17 protein-coding genes, 1 pseudogene and 1 riboswitch are annotated in these 20,932 nt (G+C 70.4%); of the genes and pseudogenes, 7 read left to right on the forward strand and 11 right to left on the reverse strand.

Annotated features, from left to right (window positions below; genetic code table 11):
* Positions 1-14: 14 nt before the first annotated feature.
* From ACT2CW_RS10320 to ACT2CW_RS10355, 8 genes are all read right to left on the reverse strand, one after another.
* Complete coding sequence (locus ACT2CW_RS10320) at positions 15-1,091, reverse strand: ABC transporter ATP-binding protein (protein WP_445516338.1); 1,077 nt, start codon at positions 1,089-1,091, stop codon at positions 15-17.
* 20 nt (positions 1,092-1,111) lie between these two features.
* Positions 1,112-2,254: an ABC transporter ATP-binding protein gene (locus tag ACT2CW_RS10325; protein ID WP_037960854.1), complete on the reverse strand. Its 1,143-nt coding sequence runs from the start codon at positions 2,252-2,254 to the stop codon at positions 1,112-1,114.
* Complete coding sequence (locus ACT2CW_RS10330; RefSeq protein WP_138917391.1) at positions 2,251-3,225, reverse strand: ABC transporter permease; 975 nt, start codon at positions 3,223-3,225, stop codon at positions 2,251-2,253. Before ACT2CW_RS10330 ends, ACT2CW_RS10325 begins: the two co-directional genes overlap by 4 nt.
* A gap of 214 nt (positions 3,226-3,439) precedes the next feature.
* A complete protein-coding gene (locus tag ACT2CW_RS10335) occupies positions 3,440-5,200 on the reverse strand; it encodes an ABC transporter substrate-binding protein (protein WP_445516339.1) in 1,761 nt (586 codons plus the stop codon).
* Positions 5,201-5,331: 131 nt separating this feature from the next.
* Positions 5,332-6,336, reverse strand: coding sequence for an ABC transporter permease (locus tag ACT2CW_RS10340; protein ID WP_164431723.1), 1,005 nt, complete (start codon positions 6,334-6,336; stop codon positions 5,332-5,334).
* A 480-nt stretch (positions 6,337-6,816) separates the two neighbouring features.
* Entirely contained in the window at positions 6,817-7,614 is a 798-nt protein-coding gene (locus ACT2CW_RS10345; protein WP_138917393.1) for an enhanced serine sensitivity protein SseB C-terminal domain-containing protein, read from the reverse strand.
* 111 nt (positions 7,615-7,725) lie between these two features.
* Positions 7,726-8,532, reverse strand: a complete 807-nt coding sequence (locus ACT2CW_RS10350; protein ID WP_445516340.1) for an enhanced serine sensitivity protein SseB — start codon at positions 8,530-8,532, stop codon at positions 7,726-7,728.
* Between the two features lie 178 nt (positions 8,533-8,710).
* Complete coding sequence (locus ACT2CW_RS10355; RefSeq protein ID WP_445516659.1) at positions 8,711-9,415, reverse strand: AAA family ATPase; 705 nt, start codon at positions 9,413-9,415, stop codon at positions 8,711-8,713.
* A 163-nt stretch (positions 9,416-9,578) separates the two neighbouring features.
* A riboswitch (glycine riboswitch) is annotated at positions 9,579-9,689 on the forward strand.
* 170 nt (positions 9,690-9,859) lie between these two features.
* On the opposite strand from ACT2CW_RS10355, the gene gcvT reads away from it, so the two are divergent.
* From gcvT to ACT2CW_RS10380, 5 genes are all read left to right on the forward strand, one after another.
* On the forward strand, positions 9,860-10,987 hold the full coding sequence (gcvT, locus tag ACT2CW_RS10360; protein ID WP_445516341.1) for a glycine cleavage system aminomethyltransferase GcvT: 1,128 nt from the start codon (positions 9,860-9,862) through the stop codon (positions 10,985-10,987).
* A 166-nt stretch (positions 10,988-11,153) separates the two neighbouring features.
* Positions 11,154-11,534 carry a glycine cleavage system protein GcvH gene (gene gcvH, locus ACT2CW_RS10365; RefSeq protein ID WP_182470823.1) on the forward strand — a complete coding sequence of 127 codons (381 nt, stop codon included), beginning with the start codon at positions 11,154-11,156 and terminating at the stop codon, positions 11,532-11,534.
* Between the two features lie 26 nt (positions 11,535-11,560).
* The gene (glyA, locus tag ACT2CW_RS10370) at positions 11,561-12,826 is read left to right on the forward strand and encodes a serine hydroxymethyltransferase (RefSeq protein ID WP_445516342.1); all 1,266 of its coding nucleotides are present in this window, start codon (positions 11,561-11,563) and stop codon (positions 12,824-12,826) included.
* 178 nt (positions 12,827-13,004) lie between these two features.
* Positions 13,005-14,387 (forward strand): L-serine ammonia-lyase, encoded by a 1,383-nt coding sequence (locus tag ACT2CW_RS10375; RefSeq protein ID WP_445516343.1) that lies wholly within the window; start codon positions 13,005-13,007, stop codon positions 14,385-14,387.
* Between the two features lie 520 nt (positions 14,388-14,907).
* A complete protein-coding gene (locus tag ACT2CW_RS10380; RefSeq protein WP_445516344.1) occupies positions 14,908-16,221 on the forward strand; it encodes a hypothetical protein in 1,314 nt (437 codons plus the stop codon).
* Here ACT2CW_RS10380 and ACT2CW_RS10385 read toward each other — a convergent pair.
* Positions 16,148-18,271, reverse strand: a complete 2,124-nt coding sequence (locus ACT2CW_RS10385; RefSeq protein ID WP_445516345.1) for an ATP-binding protein — start codon at positions 18,269-18,271, stop codon at positions 16,148-16,150. The two genes, ACT2CW_RS10380 and ACT2CW_RS10385, sit on opposite strands and share 74 nt — an antisense overlap.
* 232 nt (positions 18,272-18,503) lie before the next feature.
* Between ACT2CW_RS10385 and ACT2CW_RS10390 the strand changes: the two genes are divergently transcribed.
* Complete coding sequence (locus ACT2CW_RS10390; RefSeq protein ID WP_445516346.1) at positions 18,504-19,061, forward strand: carboxymuconolactone decarboxylase family protein; 558 nt, start codon at positions 18,504-18,506, stop codon at positions 19,059-19,061.
* Entirely contained in the window at positions 19,058-19,915 is an 858-nt protein-coding gene (locus tag ACT2CW_RS10395; RefSeq protein WP_445516347.1) for an RNA polymerase sigma-70 factor, read from the forward strand. The genes ACT2CW_RS10390 and ACT2CW_RS10395 overlap by 4 nt, the downstream gene beginning before the upstream one ends.
* Positions 19,916-20,019: 104 nt before the next feature.
* On the opposite strand, the pseudogene ACT2CW_RS10400 reads toward ACT2CW_RS10395, so the two are convergent.
* Both ACT2CW_RS10400 and ACT2CW_RS10405 read right to left on the reverse strand, forming a co-directional pair.
* A pseudogene (locus ACT2CW_RS10400) lies at positions 20,020-20,575 on the reverse strand (Uma2 family endonuclease).
* Between the two features lie 15 nt (positions 20,576-20,590).
* Positions 20,591-20,926, reverse strand: coding sequence for a hypothetical protein (locus ACT2CW_RS10405; RefSeq protein ID WP_445516348.1), 336 nt, complete (start codon positions 20,924-20,926; stop codon positions 20,591-20,593).
* Positions 20,927-20,932: the final 6 nt, after the last annotated feature.

The raw sequence follows: 20,932 nt of genomic DNA on the forward strand, positions 1-20,932 counted from the left end.
GACCCCGTCCCGTCTCAGCTGTCGGTCTTCTTCGTCACCTTCTGTGCCGACGCAGGCCTGGGCTTCTCCCCCGGTGCCTGGTCGGCTGCGTTTTCCGGGTGGTGGCAGGCCACCTGGTGGCCGGTGGCCAGCGACACCAGCGGCGGCTCCTGGCTCTTGCACACCTCGGTCGCCTTCCAGCACCGGGTGTGGAAGCGGCAGCCGGAGGGCGGGGCGATCGGCGAGGGCACATCGCCCGTGAGCAGGATCCGCTCCCGCTTGGCGCGCCGCCTGGGGTCCGGCACCGGCACCGCGGACAGCAGCGCCTTGGTGTACGGGTGCATGGGGCGCTCGTAGAGGTCCTTGCGGTCCGCCAGCTCGACGATCTTCCCCAGGTACATCACCGCGATCCGGTCCGAGACATGCCGGATGACCGACAGGTCGTGCGCGATGATCACGTACGTCAGACCCAGCTCGTCCTGGAGGTCGTCCAGCAGGTTGACCACCTGCGCCTGGATCGACACATCCAGCGCCGAGACCGGCTCGTCGGCCACGACCAGCTTGGGCTTGAGGGCCAGCGCCCGGGCGATGCCGATGCGCTGCCGCTGGCCGCCGGAGAACTCGTGCGGATAGCGGTTGTAGTGCTCGGGGTTGAGCCCGACCAGCGCCAGCAGCCGCTGGACCTCCGCCTTGATCCCGCCCTCGGGGGTGACGCCCTGGAGCCGGAAGGGCGCGCTGACGATCGCGCCGACGGTGTGCCGGGGGTTCAGCGAGGAGTAGGGGTCCTGGAAGATCATCTGGACGTCACGCCGCATCGGCCGCATCTGGGCCGTGTTGAGATGCGTGATGTCCTTGCCCTCGAACTCGATCTTGCCCGAGGTGGGTTCGAGCAGCCGGGTGACCAGCCGCCCCATGGTGGACTTGCCGCAGCCCGACTCGCCCACCACGCCCAGGGTCTCCCCCGGCCGGACGTCGAAGTCGAGCCCGTCGACCGCCTGGACCGCACCGGACTGCCGCTGGAGCAGCCCCTTCTTGATGGGGAAGTGCTTGACCAGACCCGACACCTTGAGCAGGGGCTCGGGCGACGTCGTCGCCTTCTGCGGGACCGTCATCTTCGGATCCTTCGTGTCGGTCACAGCTTCGGCGCAATCTCTTCGGTCCAGATCCGGGTGCGCTCCTCCTGCGTCATATGGCACGCGGAGAAGTGCCCGCCGCCCCCGGCCTCGGTGAGCTCCGGCCGCTCGGTGCGGGTGATGTTGTCCTTCGGCACATCGGCGTACGGGCAGCGGGGGTGGAAGGCGCAGCCGGATGGCACGTTGATGAGGCTGGGCGGGGAGCCCTTGACCGGGATGAGCCGCTCGGTCTGGTCGCGGTCGATCCGGGGCATCGAGCCCAGCAGCCCCCAGGTGTACGGGTGCTGGGGCTCGTAGAAGACCTTCTCGGCCGGGCCGCGCTCGACACAGCGGCCGCCGTACATCACCAGCAGATCGTCGGCGAGCTCGGCGACCACGCCCAGGTCATGGGTGATGATGATGACCGCGGAGCCGAACTCCTTCTGGAGGTCCCGGATGAGGTCGAGGATCTGCGCCTGGACGGTGACGTCCAGGGCGGTGGTCGGCTCGTCGGCGATCAGCAGTTCGGGGTTGTTGACCAGCGCCATCGCGATCATGGCGCGCTGGCGCATCCCGCCGGAGAACTCGTGCGGATAGCTGTCCACCCGCTTGTCGGGCTGCGGGATGCCGACGCGGTCCAGCAGCTCGATCGCGCGCTTGCGGGCCACCTCCTTGGTGACCTCGTGGTGCACCCGGTACGCCTCGATGATCTGGCGGCCGATGGTGTAGTACGGGTGCAGCGCGGACAGCGGATCCTGGAAGATCATCGACATCTCGCGGCCGCGCAGCTTGCGCACCTCGTCGGGGTCGGCGCCCAGCAGCTCCTGGCCGTTGAGCCAGATCTCACCGGAGATCCGCGCCTTGCGGCGGCCGTACTGGCCCGCGGTGTGCAGCCCCATGATGCCGAGCGAGGTGACGGACTTGCCGGAGCCGGACTCGCCGACGATGCCGAGCGTCTTGCCCTTCTCCAGCCGGAAGCTGAGCCCGTCCACCGACTTCACCAGACCGTCGTCGGTCGGGAAGTGGACGTGCAGATCGCGCACCTCGAGGAAGGCGGTGGGGGCGGGCGAGCCCGCCGCGGCCACCTCGCCCACGGCGGCGGTGCCGGTGGCCGGCAGATCGCCGTTCCCGGGCTGTCCTGAGGGCTTGGTCAGGTCGGTCATCCGAGCCTCACTCGCGGGTCGATGACGGCGTACAGAAGGTCCACGACGAGGTTGGCGACCACGATGAAGACGGCCGCGATCAGGGTGACGCCGAGGATGACCGGCAGGTCCTTCTCGGTGATCGCGTTCACCGCGAGCCGCCCGAGGCCGGGCAGGTTGTAGGTGGTCTCGGTGAGGACCGCGCCGCCCAGCAGCGCGCCCAGGTCGAGGCCGAGCAGGGTGAGGACCGGGGTCCAGGTCGAGCGCATCGCGTGCCGGCCGATGACCACCCGCTCCCGCAGCCCCTTGGCGCGGGCGGTGCGGATGTAGTCCTCGCCCATGATCTCCAGCATGGTGGCCCGGGTGAGCCGGGCGTACATCGCCGCGTAGAGGAAGGCGAGCGTGATCCACGGGAGGATCAGGCTCTCGAACCACATCGCCGGATCGTCACCGAACCCCTTGTAGTCCACGTTGACCCACTTCAGCGAGTAGCTGAAGATCGCCAGCGAGAGCAGACCGGTGAAGTAGATCGGCAGCGAGACACCGGCCAGCGCGACCGTCATCGCCGAGCGGTCCCACAGGGTGCCCCGGCGCAGCGCGGAGACGACACCGGTGGTGATGCCGCCGACCAGCCACAGCAGACAGGCGCCCGCGGCGAGCGAGAGGGTGACCGGCATGGCGTCGGTGAGCTGCGGCCACACCGCCTGCTCGGTGCGGAAGGAGTAGCCGAAGCAGGGCGCCGGGCAGTGGGTGACGTCCGTGCCGTTGGCGTAGTCCCGGCCGACGAAGAGGCCCTGGACGAAGTGCCAGAACTGCACCAGGACCGGATCACCGAGGCTGAGCTTCTGCCGGATGCCCTCGATGGCCGCGGGGTCGGCCTGCTTGCCGACGAACAGCAGCGCGGGATCGGCACCGGCCCACTTCGGGATCACGAAGAAGATGGCGAAGGTCGTAAGGGTGACGACCAACAGCATCACGACGACGGCGAACAAGCGCCGGATGAGATAAGCAAGCACTGTGCGCGGCCCGGGGGTGGCCCGTGATACCCCGGTCGAGGGGTATCAGGGGGGGGGGGGGGGGGGGGGGGGCTCCTGGGGCCTTGGGGGCACCCCCCCCCCCCCCCCACCGCCCGCGGCCATCACCTGCCCTTCGGGCCTATCGGGTGCGGCGATGGTTAACGTGTGCGGCGGATCGGGTGACCGGCCGTCACTTGACGACGCCCAGCTGGGAGTAGTCGTAGCGGCCGTTGTAGGCCGCCGACGAGAAGGCGTTCGTCAGCCGCGAGCTGCGCCAGGTGATGTTCTTCTCGTAGATGAACGGCATCTGCACGGCCAGGTCGCTGACCTTGTGGTTCATCTTCTGGTAGATCTCCCCGGCCTTGTTGGGGTCGGTCTCCTTGAGCGCGTCGTCGAAGTACTTGTTGATCTCCGCGTTGTTGGTCTCGGAGACGTTGTAGTTACCGGTCTGCTCGATGAACCGGCCGTCGATCAGCGGCTGGGAGAAGCCCTGGCCGGTGGGGAAGTCCGGGCCCCAGCCGGTCATGGACAGGCCGTAGCCGCGCTTCTTCATCACCGCCGGCGAACCGGTGATGCTGGCGGAGGTGCTGCCCTGGATCGGCTCCACGTTGAGGTTGATGCCGACCTTCTTCAGCGACGCCTGGAGCGCCTCGGCGGCGTCGACCTCGGCGGGCTGGTCGTTGCGGGCCACGATGCTGGTGGAGAAGCCGCCCGGCTTGCCGCACTGCTTCAGCTCGTCCTTGGCCTTGGCCACGTCCGCCTTGCCACCGCGCTTCAGGACGCCGTACGGGTCGTAGTTGTCCGAGCCCTTCACGCTCTTGGGGAGCATGTTGGTGGCGATCTCACCACCGGCCTGCGGGCCACCGCGGGTGGTCTGGAGCGACTTGTAGTCGGTGCCGTAGATGACCGCCTTGCGGCAGTGGATGTTGTCGAACGGCTTGACCTTGGTGGTGAAGTCGACGTACCGGACGAAGCTGGTGGTGATGTTGTCGACGTTGCCCTTGTTGTGCTTGAGGGCGTCGTTACGGCCCGAAGGGGTCATACCGGTGGCGCTGAGGAAGACGTCGTAGTCGCCCTTGATCAGCAGCCGGTCGATGGCCTCGAGGTTGGAGTTGAAGGTGACCGTGACCTTGTCCGGCAGGGCCGGGCGGATCGGGTCGGACGCCTTCTTCCAGTTGGTGTTGCGGACCAGCGACAGGCTCTTGCCCGGGGTGTACGACTGGACCTTGTACGGACCGGAGGAGAACGGCCGGTTGGTGTACTTGGCGCCGGTGTCCTTGTCCGCCTTCACCGGGGAGCCGGTCGGCATCGCGAGCATCTGCTCGAAGTCACCGTTGGGCTTGGCGAGGTTGAAGACGATGGTCTTGTCGTTCGGCGTCTGGATCGCCTTCAGGCCCAGCTTGTCCTTGGACTTGTCCTTGTACGGGCCCTTGTACTCGCCCTTGGGGTCCAGGACCTGGCGCAGATAGCCGGGGCCGCCGGAGACGACGTCCTTGGCCCAGATGCGCTCGATGCCGTACTTGACGTCCTTGGACGTGATCGGGGAGCCGTCCTCCCAGGTGATCCCGTCGCGCAGGGTGTAGGTGTAGGTCTTGCCACCGTTGGTGATCTTGCCGGTGGAGGTGGCGAGGTCCGGGGTCAGCTCGTTCGCGGCGTTGCCCGGCTTCGGCGTGTAGGAGATCAGTTGGCGCGCGTAGAAGCGGGAGAAGTCCCAGGCGAACCCGTAGTACTGACGCTGCGGGTCGAGGGAGTCGAACTCCTGCTTGTTGATGAACTTGAGGGTGCCGCCCTTCTTGGCGGACTTGGCTGCGACACCCTTCACCGCGGCGTTGAACCCGGCACCCGAGCCCTCGTCGTCGGAACTGCCACCGCCGCAGGCGGCGGTGGCCAGGAGAGCGCCGACGACAGCCGCCGCTCCGGCGATCCGCCTGCTTCTCGAGAGCCGTTTCATAGTTGCTGCAACCTCCGGGTTAGAGCGGTCCTGGGCATGGCGCCGCGGAATACCTTGGGGAGCCGTCTGCCGGATGTGGCAGGGGCTGCTGATTGCGTTCGAGTACGACCGGGCGGCCGTGTGCCGCACCGTCATCGGGTGCCCTTCGGGTCCAGTGCGTCGCGGACGCCGTCGCCGAAGAGGTTGAAGGCCAGCACCGTGACGAAGATCGCCAGACCCGGGATGATCATGAACATCGGATCGTCCTCATAGGTGCCGACCGCCTTGGAGAGCATCTGCCCCCAGGAGGCGGTGGGCGGCTTCACGCCCGCGCCGAGGAAGCTGAGCGCGGCCTCGGTGAGGATGTTGGTGGGGATCATGAGCGTCGTGTAGACGGTGATCGGCGCCACCAGGTTGGGCAGCAGCTCGCGGAAGAGGATGTAGCGCCGGCCGGCGCCCAGGCTCCGCGCGGCCTCGATGTACTCCTTCTCGCGCAGCGACAGCGTCTGGCCGCGCACGATGCGGCCGACGTACGGCCAGCCGAAGAAGCCGATGACCGAGACCAGGATCGCGATGCGCACCCCGCTGCCGGTCAGTCCCAGCAGGTCGTTGGGGAGCACCGAGACCAGGGAGATGATGAAGAGCAGCTGCGGGAAGGCCAGCAGCATGTCCATCACCCGGCTGATCAGCGAGTCCACCCAGCCGCCGAAGTATCCGGCGATGATGCCGAAGATGGTGCCGAGGACCACCGCGACCACCGCCGCGAGGAAGGCCACCAGCAGCGAGATCCGGGCGCCGTAGATGACCCGGCTGAAGACGTCGCGGCCGTTGGACGGCTCCACACCGAACAGGAAGTCCGAGCTGATACCGCCCATGGACCCCTTCGGGGTGCCGAACAGCGGGTCGATCTCCTCCTGGTGGAACTCATTGGGCGGATGCCCGAGCAGACTCACGATGAGCGGAGCGAAGATCGCCACCAGCACGAGGAAGACGACAACGATGCCACCCGTCAGTGCGAGCTTGTCCCGCTTCAGGCGTGACCAGGCGATCTGCCGCAGCGATCTGCCTTCGACGGACGCTTTGACCACATCCGCCGCTACATCGGCAGTCGCCACCGGATCGCTGTCCGTGCTCGTGCCGTGCAATGGTGCCGTCATCGTGGTGGAGACCCCTCTCGACCGGTGGTGACCGGCCCACGACTCGCCGCTGTAGCGGCTTTGTTCATCACCTGGGTGAAAGTCGCGTTCTGGTACGGAACCTTTCTGGAAGGGGTCGTACGCAGGAACCGCACCCCTTGGAGCGGGAGTCTTCAACGCGTTTGTGATCACCCGCCAGTACTCCCGGGCAATGGATGCCTAACCGTGATGTGAGGAGTACCGCTCCGCTATACGGACGGTCGCGACACGAGAACGCAGCAGTAACCTCGCGCCCGTAATGGTGTGTTCGGCCCGATTGGGGCGGAAGGCCGGTCGGGCAATCCCGTCAATCGGTGCGCGGCTCAGTGCGCGGCGGGACCCGGTGGCTCGATACGTGGGACGGGGTGGCCCGGTACGCGGGACGGGGTGGGCCCGGTACGCGGGACGCGGTGGGCCCGGTACGCGGGACGGGGTGGGCCCGATACGTGGGACGGGGTGGCTTCAGTACGCGGGACGCGGCGGCGGATAGCCGTAGCCGTACGACGGCGGCGCGGCGGGCGCGGCGCCATAGGCGTCACGGTCGAAGAACGGGCGGGCGTTGGCCCGCATCCACATGGCGACGGGGTCGTACTCGTCCGAGAGCGCGACCGTGGAGACCGGCAGCCCGTCCGGCACCGCGGTGATCGACTGCTCCATCATCACCCGCACCGACTGCACCGCCGCCGCGCCGGTGTCGTACAGATCCAGGCCGATCGCCAGGTACGGGGCGCCCAGCGAGGGCTGCACCCAGGCGCGCCGCAACGAGCGCACCGCGGCGGTGCGATGCGCGTTCTGCCCCAACAGGGCGTAGAACTGGGGGATGTCGATGGCGGGATCGGACAGCCGCAGCGGCCCGGCGGGCAGCCGGTCCAGACCGCCCGCGATCCGGCGCAGGTCCGGCCAGGGGATGCCCACTCCACCGCCGCGGGCGTGGGGGTTGAGCCAGAGGCCGTAGCGGTCGCGGTAGAGCGAGTCGGCGATGAGGCGTCCGTCGGCCACCTCGTGCGCGCGGTTCCAGCCACTGGCGGCCAGTTCCTGCGCCGAGGTCACACACGGGGCGTAACCGAGGCCGTCCACGTCCATGTTCCCGTACTGGGCGTCGGGCGAGCCGGGCGCACCGTGCCACAGCAGCATCCAGACCTGGCCCTCGCCGATGGCGTGCAGCAGCGCCTCGTAGGCGTCGTACCGGCCGGGAGCGACCTGCTGCAACGCTCGCTCAACCTGGCCGGCCGCCGCCCCCCAATCCGCGCCCGCGCTCACCTGGGTCCGCCCCTTCTCATCGCCTTGCCCACACCTCACCGGGGAGCGTGCCCGCACCCCTCCTGGTCATCAAACCAGCTTACGGGCCGCGGCAGCGGACCCAGGGGTGAGTCAGAGGTCACGGTCGTAGAACGGACGCACCCGTCCCAGCATCCAGTCGGCCACCGGATCGCCCTGCGCCACGTCCAGCAGCACCAGCTGAACCTTCCACGGCACCGGCACCGCACCGAGGGCGCGGCCCAGCGCCTCCACCGCGCGCGCCTGCCCCGCGGGGTCGGGCTCGTCGAGCTGCACCCCGACGAAGAGCGCCGGCTCGTCGCCCTCGACGCTGGCCAGGGCGCGCCGGGCGGTCCGCACCCCGGTGCCCTTGGCGAACTCGATCCCGGCGGCGGCCAGGAAGTCCACCGGCTCGTCCTGCCAGTCCGGTTCGAAGAGCCGGACCCGGCCACCGGCGGCCGGACCGTCGAGCTCGGTACGCCCGGCGCGGCACAACTCCCGGACGGCGGGCGGAGGCAGCGGTACGACCACCGCGCCGCCGGGGTTCACCGCGATGCCGAGCTGGGGCGGCAGCCCGCGGGCGAACTCCACGGCCGGGGCGATGGTGAAGGACATATGGGAGCCGACGAGCTGGAGGAACTGCTGCTCGGAGCTGAACACCGGGACATACGCGCCGCCGTCGATCTCCATCGTGGGCAGATCGAGGCTCGGGCTGCCCGGGCCCCCGCCGTTGGGCAGCGGGATCCAGAGGTGGCTGCGGGAGAGCGTCTCGACGATGCGCGCTCCGGCCCCGGGGACGCCGACGGAGGCGGCCATCACCTCTTCGAGCTCATTGCCGGGAAACGCCGGTTGCGCGGCATATCCGCCGTCCGGGAATCCTCCGTGCGCCGGGGCCACTCCGTACTGCTCCGGGAAGCTCATCTTCGTCCAACCGCCATCTCGTCCGACCTGCCCGAAGCACCCTAACCGCTGGGCGGCCCGGGGCCGGAGGGGTCGGCGGCGATCTCCACAGCACTTCCCCACCTCGCCCGGACCCGCCCTCGTCACGCTGTGTGATGCCGATGGTCGATTTCCGGCCACCTCCGAGGGAGCGGCGCGCTCACTCGAAGGAGATGCAGCGCAGCGCGCTCGCGCCTCGCCGGTCCAGCAGCACCGCCGACGCGCACCCCCGCGGCGGCCGCCCCTCCTCCATCCCGGTGATCAGCCGCCGCATCGCGCGCAGATGCCGCCCGAAGGCGTAGGCGGAGACCCCGCGGCCACGGGCGGCCTGGCCCTCCAGCGCCTCCGTGGCGCCCACGTCCAGCAGCACCATATGGAGGCCGCGGCCCCGGCGCCGCACGTCCCGGGCCAGCCAGCGGCGCACCCACGGCAGCGCGCCGCAGTCGTGCACCACGACGCTCGCGCCCGAGCGCAGCGCCCGGTGCAGCCCGGCGTAGTGGGCGTACCGGACCAGCGGGCGGTAGAGCGCGTACGGCAGCCAGCCGGGCAGCCGACGCTCCCACGCCTCGCGGGTGTTCTGCGAGTCGACCCTGATCACGGCCGCGCCCGTCTCGTCCAGAAGCGGCACCGTCCGGTTGATCAGGGTGCTCTTGCCGCTGCCCGGCAGCCCGGAGGCGACCAGCACATCCCCTGCCGGAAACCGCAGCTCACGCGGGCCCGCGCCGCCACCCTCCGCCCCGGCGCGCAGATCGTGCACCGCGCTTCTTCGACCGGGGCGGGCCGTCGACCCGGAGGGGATGCGCCCACGCCGCGCCGGCAGGAGCCTCTGTGTTGTCGCGTACGTTCCCTGCCCATGCACCGTGATCGTCCTCCCAGGTCGGTCAACGCTGCTCGTACCCGCAGAGTGTCAAGAAAAGGTAATGTCGGGCAAGGCTGCCCCTGTCCGGGCGGCCGGAGCCCGGTCGGATCGGGGCTTCCCTTCTCGGCCATACATGCGATGATGTCCGCGCAACTCCATACCGGCCGCTTGAATCCGCGCGGGAGAGTCCTTGGTCACCGGCATCCGTGCCGGGTGTCCGGGGCGCCGAAGGAGCAAGTCCTCCCTTGAATCTCTCAGGCCCCGATACCGCACGGACGAGGCAGATCTGAAAAGCGGGCCGCCCGGGCGCGGCTCCACCCAAGGTGCAAACCGGGCCCCTTACGGGCGTCACGGCGAACCTCTCAGGTTCCGATGACAGATGGGGAGGGCGCACGCGTCCTTGCCGTCCGTCCTCGCCGTCGCGCGACCCCGACCTCTGGAGCCTGAATCGTGACCGACGCCCCGCCCACCCCACGCCGTACCGCGCTGGACGCGCGGCACCGCGCGCTCGGCGCCACCATGACCGACTTCGCCGGCTGGGACATGCCGCTGCGCTACGGCAGCGAGCGCGACGAGCACACCGCGGTGCGCACCCGCGCCGGGCTCTTCGACCTCTCCCACATGGGTGAGATCTCTCTCATCGGTCCGCAGGCCGGGGACGCCCTGGACCACGCGCTGGTCGGCCGGCTGTCCGCGCTCGCCGTGGGCCGCGCCCGCTACACCATGATCTGCGACGACGAGGGCGGCATCCTGGACGACCTGATCGTCTACCGCCTCGGGGACGAGGAGTTCCTGGTCGTGGCCAACGCCGCCAACGCCCAGGTGGTGCTGGACGCGCTGACCGGGCGGGCCGCCGGTTTCGAGGCGACCGTGCGGGACGACCGCGACGCCTACGCGCTGCTCGCCGTCCAGGGCCCCGAGTCCCCGGGGATCCTGAAGCGCCTGACCGACGCCGACCTGGACGGGCTGAAGTACTACGCCGGGCTGCCGGGCACCGTCGCCGGCGTCCCCGCCCTGATCGCCCGCACCGGCTACACGGGCGAGGACGGCTTCGAGCTGTTCCTGGCGCCGGACGACGCCGAGCGGGTCTGGGAGGCGCTGACCGAGGCCGGGGCCCCGGCGGGCCTGGTCCCCTGCGGTCTCTCCTGCCGGGACACCCTGCGCCTCGAGGCGGGCATGCCGCTGTACGGGCATGAGCTGACCACCGACACCACCCCCTTCGACGCGGGGCTCGGCCGGGTGGTGAAGTTCGACAAGCCGGGCGACTTCGTCGGCCGCGAGGCCCTGGAGGCCGCGTCCCGCCAGGCGGACACCGTCACCCCGCGCACCCTGGTCGGCCTGATCGCTTCAGGCCGCCGGGTGCCGCGCGCCGGATACGCCGTGGTGGCCGCCGACGGCTCGGCGATCGGCCAGGTCACCTCGGGCGCGCCCTCCCCGACGCTGGGCAAGCCCATCGCGATGGCGTACGTGGACCCGGAGTACGCGAAGCCCGGCACCGAGGGGGTCTTCGTGGACATCCGCGGCGCCCGGGAGCCGTACGAGGTCGTGGCGCTCCCCTTCTACAAGCGCGAGCGCTGACGTTTCCCCGGGCGTGAGCGGTGCCCCGGCCCGTCGCCGGGCCTCTCCGAACGCGAGCAGGGCCCCGGCCCATCCCGCCCCCTCGGCGCCGTATCCCCTCGGCGTCGCATCCCACCAGCTAAGACCCGTTTCCCAAGCACTCCCCCGTATCCAGGAGAATCGGACCATGAGCAACCCCCAGCAGCTGCGGTACAGCAAGGAGCACGAGTGGCTGTCGGCCGCCGACGAGGACGGCGTGTCGACGATCGGCATCACCGAATTCGCGGCCAACGCGCTCGGCGATGTCGTCTATGTCCAGCTCCCGGACGTCGGCTCCACGGTCTCCGCCGGTGACACCTGCGGTGAGCTGGAGTCCACCAAGTCGGTCAGCGATCTGTACACGCCGGTCTCCGGTGAGGTCACCGAGATCAACGAGGACGTGGTGAACGATCCGGCGCTGGTGAATTCCGCCCCCTTCGAGGGCGGCTGGCTGTTCAAGGTGAGGGTGACGAGCGAGCCGGAGGACCTGCTCTCCGCCGACGAGTACACCGCCTTCGCCGAAAACTGACCCTCCTTATTCGATCGGGACCCTCGATGTCGCTTCTGAACAGCTCCCTGCACGAGCTCGACCCGGACGTCGCCGCTGCTGTCGACGCCGAACTCCACCGCCAGCAGTCCACCCTGGAGATGATCGCCTCGGAGAACTTCGCTCCGTCGGCGGTCATGGAGGCCCAGGGCTCGGTCCTGACCAACAAGTACGCCGAGGGCTACCCCGGCCGCCGCTACTACGGCGGCTGTGAGCACGTCGACGTGGTCGAGCAGATCGCCATCGACCGGGTCAAGGAGCTCTTCGGCGCCGAGGCGGCGAACGTCCAGCCGCACTCGGGCGCCCAGGCCAACGCGGCCGCGATGTTCGCCCTGCTCTCCCCCGGCGACACCATCCTGGGGCTCAACCTGGCGCACGGCGGCCATCTGACCCACGGCATGAAGATCAACTTCTCCGGCAAGCTCTACAACGTGGTGCCCTACCACGTGGACGCCGAGACCGGTCTGGTCGACATGGACGAGGTCGAGCGGCTGGCCAAGGAGCACCGCCCCAAGCTGGTGATCGCGGGCTGGTCGGCGTACCCGCGCCAGCTGGACTTCGCCGCCTTCCGCCGGATCGCGGACGAGGTCGGCGCGTACCTGATGGTCGACATGGCCCACTTCGCGGGTCTGGTGGCGGCCGGGCTGCACCCCTCGCCCGTACCGCACGCCCATGTGGTGACCACCACCACCCACAAGACCCTGGGCGGTCCGCGCGGTGGCGTGATCCTCTCCACCGCCGACCTGGCAAAGAAGATCAACTCGGCGGTCTTCCCCGGTCAGCAGGGCGGTCCGCTGGAGCATGTGGTCGCGGCGAAGGCGGTGTCCTTCAAGGTGGCGGCGAGCTCGGCGTTCAAGGAGCGCCAGGAGCGCACGCTGGAGGGCGCCAGGATCCTCGCCGAGCGGCTGACCCAGCCCGATGTCCGGGAGGTGGGCGTCGCCGTCCTCTCCGGCGGCACCGATGTCCATCTGGTCCTGGTCGATCTGCGCGACTCCGAGCTGGACGGGCGGCAGGCCGAGGACCGACTGCACGAGGTCGGCATCACGGTCAACCGCAACGCGATCCCGAACGACCCGCGGCCCCCGATGGTCACCTCGGGTCTGCGGATCGGCACCCCGGCGCTGGCCACGCGCGGCTTCACCGCGGAGGACTTCCGCGAGGTCGCCGACGTGATCGCGGAGACGCTCAAGCCGTCGTACGACGCGGAGGCGCTGAAGGCCCGGGTCAGCGCGCTGGCCGACAAGCACCCGCTGTACGCGCATCTGTCCAAGTAAGCCGGAGCGCCCCGGAGCAACCCGGAGCAACCCGGAGTGATGCGGACCCGGGGGCGCGCCCGCCCTGGCGCGCCCCCGCCGCACCACATCGCACCAAACCGCACCACCCCACGCACGGCCCGCACGCTTCCCCGGCGGGCACACGCTTCCCCCGGCGTGCAGACGAAGGAGTCCCCCGGTGGCCATTTCCGTATTCGACCTCTTCTCGATCGGCATCGGCCCGTCCAGTTCGCACACGGTCGGCCCGATGCGGGCCGCGCGGATGTTCGTCCGCCGGCTGAAGAACGAGGGTCTGCTGGCCCACACCGCGTCCGTCCGGGCCGAGCTCTTCGGCTCCCTGGGCGCCACCGGTCATGGCCACGGCACCCCGAAGGCCGTGCTGCTGGGCCTGGAGGGCAACTCCCCGCGCACCGTCGACGTCGACACGGCCGACGGCGAGGTGGAGCGCATCCGCACCACCAAGCGGCTGCGGCTGCTCGGCGCCGAGATCGGCCCCGGCCACGAGATCGACTTCGACGACTCCTCCCAGCTGATCCTGCACCGCCGCCGCTCCCTGCCGTACCACGCCAACGGCATGACGCTGTGCGCGTACGACGCCGAGGGCCATCCGCTGCTGGAGAAGACGTACTACTCGGTCGGCGGCGGCTTCGTGGTGGACGAGGACGCGGTCGGCGAGGACCGCATCAAGCTCGACGACACCGTCCTCACCCACCCCTTCCGCACCGGTGACGAGCTGCTGCGGCTCTCCCAGGAGACGGGCCTGTCCATCTCGGCCCTGATGCTGGAGAACGAGAAGGCGTGGCGCACGGAGCCGGAGATCCGGGCCGGGCTGTTGGAGATCTGGCAGGTCATGGAGGCGTGCGTGGCCCGCGGCATGTCCCAGGAGGGCATCCTGCCCGGCGGCCTCAAGGTCCGCCGCCGCGCCGCCACCGCCGCCCGCGCCCTGCGCTCCGAGGGCGACCCGGGCGCCCGCGCCATGGAGTGGATCACCCTCTACGCCATGGCGGTCAACGAGGAGAACGCGGCGGGCGGCCGCGTGGTCACCGCCCCCACCAACGGCGCGGCGGGCATCATCCCCGCCGTTCTGCACTACTACACCCGCTTCGTCCCGGGCGCCGACGAGGAGGGCATCATCCGCTTCCTCCTCGCCGCGGGCGCCATCGGCATGCTCTTCAAGGAGAACGCCTCGATCTCCGGCGCCGAGGTCGGCTGCCAGGGCGAGGTGGGCTCCGCCTGCTCGATGGCCGCCGGTGGCCTCGCCGAGGTCCTCGGCGGCTCCCCGGAGCAGGTGGAGAACGCCGCCGAGATCGGTATGGAGCACAACCTCGGCCTCACCTGCGACCCGGTCGGCGGCCTGGTCCAGATCCCCTGCATCGAGCGCAACGGCATGGCCGCGGTCAAGGCGGTCACCGCCGCGAGGATGGCCCTGCGCGGCGACGGCCGCCACCATGTCTCGCTCGACAAGGTCATCAAGACGATGAAGCAGACGGGCGCGGACATGAAGGTCAAGTACAAGGAGACGGCGCGGGGCGGGCTCGCGGTGAACGTCATCGAGTGCTGACAAAGGGACGGCGAAAGGGAACGACGAGTGGGGTCGGCTGATACCCCGGCTGATACCCCGGCGATACGCGTGCCGGTCGGGGAAGACTCGGAGCGCTGGGCCAGCCGGGCGACGAGCCGACGCGTACTGCTCGTGGTGCACAACGTCACCTCCGCGGGCCGCCTGCTGGACGTACTGCCGCTGTTCCACGACGACTTCCGGGTGCAACTCCTGGTCACCTCGACCGAGTCATCCGCGTTTCAGGCCGGAATCGGCGAGTTGTTCACGGAGTTGGGTCTGCCCGTGCTGCCCTGGAAGCAGGCATTGGCGACACCGGTGGCGCTGGCGATCTCCGCGAGTTTCGGTGGTCAACTCCAGGATATACAGGGCAAATTGGCCGTGATGTCACATGGTGTCGGATACACTAAGAAACTGGGCGAGTCACGAGTCACGAGTCACGAGTCACGAGTCACGAGACACGAGACACGAGCCGACCTTCGGCCTGTCGCCGGAGTGGCTCCTGGCAGGCGGGGAGCCGTTCGTGGACGGCCTCGTCCTCTCCCACCCGGAGCAGCTGGAGCGGTTGCGGCGGGTGTGCCCGGAAGCCGAAGGAGCATCCGTACTCGCCGGCGACCCCTGCTTCGACCGCATGCTGGCCGGGCGACCCCACCGGGAGCGGTTCCGCCGCGCCCTGGGCGTGCGTCGCGGCCAGCGGCTCGTCGTACTGAACTCCACCTGGAATCCCGAGGGGTTCTTCGGAACCGGCGGCGACCAGGACATCCTGCCGAGCCTGCTCCCCCGGCTCGCCTCCGAGCTGCCGGCTGACGACTACCGGCTGGCGGCCGTACTGCATCCGAACATCTGGTACGGGCACGGTCCAGGGCAGATACGCGTCTGGCTGGACCGGGCCCGCCGCAGCGGGCTGACCTTGATCGACCCCGTGCACGCGTGGCGCCAGGCCCTGCTGGCGGCGGATGTCGTCCTGGGGGATTTCGGAGCGGTGTCCTACTACGCCGCGGCGTTGGACATCCCCGTGTTGCTCGCGTCCGCCACGCAGGACCGGCTGGACCCGGAGGCACCCCTCGCGGCGTTCGTCCGGCAGGCCCCTCGGCTCGACCCGCACGAACCGCTGCGCGGGCAGCTGGAGGACCTGCTGGCGCGGCATCGCCCGGTGGCCGGTCCGGCGGAGTTCACCAGTTCGGCCCCGGGCTCGTCGGCGGCGCTGCTGCGGAGGCTCTTCTACACGCTGATGGATCTGCCGGAGCCCGCGGCTCCCGCCCTGCTGGAGCCGCTGCCCCTGCCACCGTACGATCCCCCGCGGCGTACGGCTCCCCTGGACGTCCGTACCCGCGTCCTGGGAGCGGACGTCTGGATCGAGCGCTCCACCGGGCACCCGTACGACGCGGTCGGCGAGAGGCACCTCGCGGTCCATGAGGACGCCCGGGACCCCGGCGGCCTGGCGCTGGCTGATGTGATCTTCCGTGAGGGGCAGCCGGACGATCCCCGCCTGGGCGGCCCGGAGGAGTGGACCGCCGAGGTGCTGCGCCGGTATCCGCACTGCTCGCTCGCCGTGTACGTGACCGGCCCGCACAGCTGCACCGTGCGCGCCCGGGAGCATGGTGTGTTCCAGCTGTCGGCAGGCCCGGGAGCGGACGCCGATCCGGCGGCCTACGCCTCCGCGCTGTACACGTGGCTGGCCGGTGGCGGTGCGGTGCCACCGGGCGGGACGACGCTCCGGGTGCACGCGGCCGGCCGCGTGCACCCGGTGACGGTGGCCCCCGCTACTGGGCGTCCTCGCAGCGCAGCCGCAGCCGGGCCAGATAACCCAGGTGCGGAGTCGCCTGTTCCGGACTGAGCAGGCGCTCAGCCTCCGCGATCTTCGCCAGGGCCTCGGCGTTCTCACCGGCGTCGTGCAGCGTCTCGGCGAGGTCCGTGAGGGTGCGGGCCTGGTTGTACGCCTCTCCCCGCTCCGCGAAGAAGTCCCGCGCGGCCTCCAGGCGAAGGCGGGACTCCCCCAACCGCCCCAGGCCGCGCAGGGCACGTCCCTGGTGACGCCCGATCAGGGCGAGGGCACGCGGAAGGTCCGCCGCGCCCTCCTGGCCTGGGCCGATCCGCCGGTAGACGCCCTCCGCCTCGACGAACCCCTCGTACGCCGCCTCGTACCGCCATCGGTTCAAGCACAGCAGGCCCAGGAACTCCACGGACGACGCCTCGCCCCGTAAGTGGCCCGCGGCGCGCTCGCAGGCGACGGCGGCGCGCACGGCGTGATCGGCCTCCTCCCACCGTCCCATCTCGCCCAGACAGTGGCCCAGTTGGAAGTGCAGGGCGCCCGCCATGCGGGACCGCGGCTGATGCTCGTCGGCACACCGGGCCGCGATCCGCAGGGCGGGCAGCACCTCGTCCCAGTGTCCGGCCTTCAGCTGAAGTGGCCACAGTGCGCGGGCCAGTCGCAGGGCCTTGTCGATGTGCTGGTACTCGTCCGCCACAAGGACCGCCCGCACCAGGTTCCCGGCCTCGGCCAGCAGGGCCGCCATACCCTCGGCCTCGTCACCGTACGGAGTCCCCCGCTCGGGTGCGGGCTCGGTCCGCCAGCTCTGCGGCAGGGCCGCGTGGGCGGCGTGCAGCGCCCGGTTCAGCAGTCCGTCGAGCACGCGTGACACCGCCGCGAAGCACTCCGGGATCCCGTGCCGGGGACCCGCGGCGTCGGCCAGATGGCGGCGCACCTCGGGCCGGAAGCGGTAACGTCCGTCCCCCACCGACTCCACCAACTGCGCTTCCGCCGCCGCGGCAAGCATCCGGGCGGCCTCCTCCTCGGCGACGGCGGCGGCGTCCGAGGCCAGCCGGGCATCGATCGCGGGCCAGCCACCCAGCGCGGTCAGCCGGCACAGCCGCGCCGCCTCGGGCCCGACACGGCGGCACGCGTCCTGCGTCATGGTGTGCACCGGATGGTGCCCCGCGGGCTCGTCCGGCGGATCCGGGAAGGGCGGTTCCTCGGTCAGCAGGCGCATCGCCGCCGCCTTCAGGGCGAGGGCGTTGCCCGCGCAGGTGTCCAGCAGGGCGGGCATCCGCGGCTTGGCTCGCGCGACCTTGTCGGGCCCGGCCACCTTCCTCAGCATCCGCAAGGCGTCCCGCTCGCTCAGCGGAGGGACGGCGATCCGCTCCGCCTCCAGCGCGAACGGCGGACCCGAGGCCACCACCAGCAAAAACACCTCCGGCGTGGCCGGAATGAGGTTGCGGACCTGCGCGACCGAAGACGCGTGGTCGATCACCACCAGCGCCCTGCGGCCGGCCGTCAACCGCCGGTAGAGCTGTTCACGTCCCGTCTCGGTCGGCGGAATCCGCTCGGGCTCGACTCCCATCTGCCGCAGCAGGCGCAACAGGACGGCGGCCGGTTCCGGTCCATGGTCTCCGGCGGCGTCGGAGAGGTCGACGTAGAACTGCCCGTCGGGGTACCGCGCGATCTGGGCGGCGCCCCAGTGCAGGGCCACCGCGCTGGTGCCGATGCCGGGCGGACCGTGCAGCAGCGCGACCCGCGGCCGCCCGCCCGCGGCGCGGGTCGCCTCCCGCTTCAGCTGTCTGAGGACGGCCTCGCGGTCGGTGAAGTCCCGCGCGGCGGGCGGCAGTCCCGCCACGGGGCGCGGCGCCACCGCCGTGTCCGGCAGGCTCCGCAGCAGAAGGGCCCACTCGCCGGTCCGTCCACCCTCGTCACTCAGGCGCGCATGCATCTGCCGCGCCAGTGCCTCCCACCCCTCCGCGGTGGCCGGCAGCGGCGTCTCCCGGCCCAGAGTCCGTCTCACCAGCGCACCCGTCGACAGGAGCACCTGCTTGCCGACTTCTCCGGCCGCGCCGTTCCCCACCGCCGCGAGGAATGCGGTGAGCGCGCTCACCGTGACGATCTCGATCACACCGGCCCCTCCCCTGGTCCCGGTCCGGTCCCTGGCCGGACTGTATCCCCGCGGCGCCCACCCCGGAAAACCATCCGGCCTCGGCGGCCTCGCCCCGACGCCGGGTCCGCCGGGTCCGCCGAGTCCGCCGGTTCCGCATGCGGGCCGGCCGGATGTCACACTCCGGCGGGCTTCTCTGTCGTACCTGCGCAAGCCATTGCCACCACAGGTACGACACGATGGAGAGCCCGCCATGGCCCGTATCTCGCTCACCCCGCCCAGCACGCTCCTCAACCGCCTCGGCGCCTGGTACTCCCGGCGCACCTACGGCAAGGTGCTCGACCCCGGTCTGGCCGCCGGCCACAATCCGCGGGTGCTGCTCACCTATGTCCGGGCCGAGCGCGGTGCCGCCAGGTGGAACCGCCTGGACCCGACCCTCAAGCACCTCGCGGTCATGGCCACGACGGCGAAGATCAACTGCTCGTGGTGCATGGACTTCGGCCACTGGGAGGCCGACGCCCTCGGGCTCCCGATGGACAAGATCTCCAAAGTGCCGCGATGGCGCGACCACGAGGACGCCTTCACCGGTCTTGAGCTGCTCGTCCTGGACTACGCCGAGGCGATGACCGAGACCGAGCCCCGCGTGACCGACGAGCTCGCGGCCGCCCTGGTCGAACGGCTCGGTGAGGCGGCGTTCGTCGAGCTCACCGCCATGGTCGGCCTGGAGAACTACCGTTCGCGCGTCAACAGCGCCTTCGGCCTGACCAGCCAGGGCTTCTCGGACGCCTGCGGGGTAGCGTCGCGGGCGTGATCGACACGACCACTTTCGAAGAACACCGGCGGATGCTGTTCGGCATCGCCTACCGCATGCTCGGCTCCGTCGCCGATGCCGAGGACGTGGTGCAGGACGCCTGGCTGCGCTGTAGTCAGGTGTCCACGCCGGTGGACAACCCGGCGGGCTATCTGGTCCGTACGGTCACCAACCTCGCGCTCAACCGGCTCACCTCGGCCGCCGCCACCCGCGAGAGTTACGTCGGCCCCTGGCTGCCCGAGCCGCTGGTCACCCGGCCGGACATCGGCGAGGAGGTGGAGCTGGCCGAGTCGGTCTCGCTCGCCATGCTCGTCGTCCTGGAGAGCCTGTCGCCGCTGGAGCGGGCGGTCTTCGTACTCAAGGAGGTCTTCGGCTTCTCCTTCAAGGAGATCGCCGGAATGCTGGAGCGCGGCGAGGCGGCCGTACGGCAGGTGGGCAGCCGGGCCAGGGCGCATGTCCAGGCCCGCCGGCCGCGTTACGACGCCCCGGCGGAGGTGCGGCGGCAGGTCACCGAGGAGTTCCTGGCCGCGTGTCTCGGCGGCGATCTGAACCGGATGATGGAGCTGCTGGCCCCCAATGTGACGGCGTGGAGCGACGGCGGCGGCAAGGTGAAGGCAGCCCTCCGCCCGCAGCGGGGCGCGGAGAAGGTCGCCCGTTTCCTCGCCGCCGTCATCGCCCAGCCGATGGACGACCCCCAGGCGCACGCGGTGGACGTCAACGGCCGTCCGGGGTTGCTGCTCACGGTCGCGGGCCGCCCGGACACGGTCGCCTGTGCGGAGGTCGAGGACGGGCGCATCACGGAGATCCGCATCATCCGCAACCCGGAGAAGCTGCGGCACCTGCCGCCGCCGTAGGCCGCGGGGGGCGGCGCACACCGGCGAACAGGTCGTCCTCGGGAGTCGCGACGGTCTCCGACCTGCTGGAACCTCCTTGGGCGACTACGCGGTGCGCTAAACCGTCAGAGCTGACCAAGATCAACCCGCATCGGAAACGGAGCCGCGACCTTCACCACACCGGTGAATACGTCTCCCTCCCGGTAGACCCTGGCCGCGGGGTCGAGTACGTAGGTGTAGACGAGCGGGACGCCGGTGGCCGCCTGCTCGATCCGCCAGTAGAAGGCAATGCCCGCCTTGGCGTACTGGTCCACCTTCACGATGCGGTCAGTGGTCTCCGAACCGGGCGACACGACCTCGGCGACCAGCAGCACATGCTCGGGGCGGGTGGGCGTGACGTCGAATCGTTTCCGCGCGGTACACGACCACGTCCGGACGACGATTGGTGAGCGGCACATCCTGGAGCCGGACGTCGAAGTCCGTATCGGCGTTCCAGTCAGGGCCCGCGGCGTCTTCCAGGGCGTTGGCCAGGATCCGGGCCAGGCGGCGGTGCCGCTTCGACGCACTGGGGCTCACCACGGCCACCCCGTCCACGATCTCAATGCCCGCGCACTGCTCCTCGGACCAGGAGTCGTACTGCTCAGCCGTGATCTGCTCGTGCATCCACGCCGTAGGGGCCATCTCAGCAGCCTCCCATCACGGTTCACGGGTGAAGATCTCCACGTCTTCGAGTGCGTCGGCGGCGGCGCCCGCGAGGGACTGGTCCCCCTGAAGCCTCCCCACCGCCTCGACCGCCTCGGGCGACACCTGCCGGTGAAGCCGGGCCAGGTGGCCCAGCGCGAGGGCCGCGGCCCTGCGCACGTCGGACTCGGGGTGCGAGGTGAAGTGGATCAGCCATCGCTCCACCCACTCTCGGTCCTGAATGTTCAGAGAGGCTGCGATCAGCGTCTCGGAGATTTCTCGCGGCTGCCCGGAACCGAAGATTTCCGCAGCCTTCTCCGCGGTAACCTGCTCAGGCTTTTTGTACTCCATGAAAAA

The sequence above is a fragment of the Streptomyces sp. NEAU-174 genome (assembly GCF_052665095.1).